The 2,419-nt window shown below is 51.3% G+C and carries 1 protein-coding gene and 1 pseudogene; one reads left to right on the top strand and one right to left on the bottom strand.

Going from position 1 to position 2,419, the window contains the following annotated elements:
- Window positions 1–72: 72 nt before the first annotated feature.
- A pseudogene (locus F1735_RS32975) lies at window positions 73–303 on the top strand (helix-turn-helix domain-containing protein); the annotation flags it as partial.
- Between the two features lie 881 nt (window positions 304–1,184).
- On the opposite strand, the gene F1735_RS32980 reads toward F1735_RS32975, so the two are convergent.
- Window positions 1,185–1,481 carry a hypothetical protein gene (locus F1735_RS32980; protein WP_222853157.1) on the bottom strand — a complete coding sequence of 99 codons (297 nt, stop codon included), beginning with the start codon at window positions 1,479–1,481 and terminating at the stop codon, window positions 1,185–1,187.
- Window positions 1,482–2,419: the final 938 nt, after the last annotated feature.

The raw sequence follows: 2,419 nt of genomic DNA on the forward strand, positions 1-2,419 counted from the left end.
CGCCCTTGACCCTGCTCCGGACCGGACATCGACAAGCGCCGCAAGGCGCAGACATTCACAGCGGTAGCCGATATGGTAGCCGAAGTCAACTTCCACTCAAAACGGCATTGGGCCGGAATTCATCCCCAAGCCCGTACCACGCCGAAGATCAAGCAGGAAATCAAGGACTCCGGCCTGTCCGATCGCGAGGCCGCCAAGGTCTTCAACATCACGCGTGCCACAGTTGCGAAGTGGCTCAAGCGGGACGATGTACAAGACCGTTCGCACCGCGCCCACAAGCTGCATACGACCCTGAGCGCGGCCTAGGAGGGCAGAAGCCGGCATTTTATGTCGGAAGATAGCTTTTTGCAGCGGATCGGCGCTTGCGGGGACGCACCTCCCGTACCGGGAGGTGCCAACCACTAGATCGCCACCTGTGCAGGCCAAGAGGGGTGCTGCGCCTGTTTGGCATGTCACCGCCCCCCCCTGTGTCGAACTGTTGTGAGACAACTTCATCAGTCTAATTAAGGAAGTTGGCACACATATGGAATTGAACATGACAGCAACAGTACATCCGTCCGACGTTTCGGAAGCCCCCTCTGCCATCTGAAGGCAATGCTTAGGCATATGCTCAAGCCAACAGCGGTCACATCGCGCGCTCCGCACGTGAACGACTGCATAAATGCTTAAATGCCAAATTCACACGGGAAGAATCGGAAAACGTCAAAACAATTTCCGGGAGCGTACCGTCACGGGTGTCCAAGTATCAGAGCAGTTGCATATAACGCTTAACGTTTGCATTCCGGGACTGCCTAAGGCAGCCCGTTGGAATGATGAGTTAGAGCTCATTTAGAGTTGGCAACTTAGGAAGCTTTGGCAGCCCAGACGAATCCTTTAGATCAATGCTCACTTGGCCGTTTTCATTTGTCTTAATTATGAATTGATCAGGATGCAGCGCAATAACCTTTGCAAATGATTCTGAGACACATAGCGTCTCCGTCCAGGAGTTCGCAAGAACCGCATTCCCGTCAACTGCTATCACGGGCTGCTGATTCTCAAGTCCTCCGCTGTTAACACGAACCCCGATAACACCGGAGTTTGAGGTAACAACGGAACCATGCAAGGGAACACTAAATTTTCCACACGGTGGCTCAGTGGCGCATGCTGAAAATAAGGTCACTATCGTCACACCCAATGCACAAGAACTACTTGGCCGATAGTTCATAGGAGCCATCCGATTTAAGCTTGAAGACCCAGCGCTCAGGACTGGCGGCTATTGATTTGACAATCGCCTCATTTAGACAGGCCGTTTTCATAGACCGAGAAATAGAAGCTTTAACCTCCGCAGTAGCCTTGATGGGAATGATTTTTTCATCGACAACATCAAGCTTGATGCCACCGTCCGGCGTCTCAATCTTCGCCGAGGCATTTCCATCCGCTTTGTCTTCACCTATTCCATTCAGAGCGGATGATCCTGGAGGACAAGCCTGCGGTTGCGTCATACTTTGGCAACTGCAGACTAATGTAACTATTGCGGTCAAGAGACTGATTTTTGTGAAAACGTGCATAGTTAAACCTTTCAAGAAAAATATGAAATACGACTTCGCGGAGGGTACTCGAACGATATGTGACAGATAACTAGCTGCCGAACGCGCAGCTTGAAGAAGTCCAGTTGACTGCATTGTTGGACAAATAGCCGTTCATTTCAAACGAACCCAGCGCGTACCGAAACCACATCACCTAAGCAGCAAAGAATAAAGAGCCGACCCAAGTTCGTGCATTGCGCGTCCCACTGCCAAAACGGCGACCATCACCACAGGAGGTAAACCGCGCGGGTAAAAGCATCATCGAATCTACGCAACCCGATTTGCCGCCAGCTGAAGCGCCAAGTTCTGAGCTACCGTTCGAACACCATACTAACCGCCCGCCGATGTAAAGTGGCCGCTATATGGACGTTTCAAAAACGTTAACATGCCAGATAAGGAAAATTTGATCAAGACAAAAGTGGAGCTTTCGGCCTGAGGTGAACATAAAGACCTGACGACAGCCACGTCATGCCACTAATCAACAAAGTTGCTCGATCAGGTGCGCTGGCGCATTCGCACGATAAGTTACAACATTCAACCCGCGGAGGCTTTTGTCGCTGGAATATGTCGCTTCAGCCGTTTCCCGACAGGAGACCGCCCCGCGTAGTACTGCTGAGTTATAGCATCGTTAAAATCCCGGCCGATGTCGGCCGGGCCCATGATGCAAGTGTGGAGAGGTCGGACAATCATCATAAGTGCTTGCTCAAGTGCCATTTCCTTCAATGCGGCCGTAACCAATCACCTCCCCGCAGACAATTTTTCTGCCTGGAAACTCAGTTCAATGTATGATGTGCAATCTTGTTAAAAAAGCCCACGCCTCTCACTGATTTCGACCTGCGCCAGATGGATGAAGA

The organism is Massilia genomosp. 1 (assembly GCF_011682185.1).
GTDB classification, from domain to species: domain Bacteria; phylum Pseudomonadota; class Gammaproteobacteria; order Burkholderiales; family Burkholderiaceae_D; genus Telluria_A; species Telluria_A rubra.

What these genes read in the sequence shown, in the direction of transcription:
- F1735_RS32980 (WP_222853157.1), bottom strand. Translation starts at nt 1,481, where the DNA reads ATGACGCAACCGCAGGCTTGTCCTCCAGGATCATCCGCTCTGAATGGA.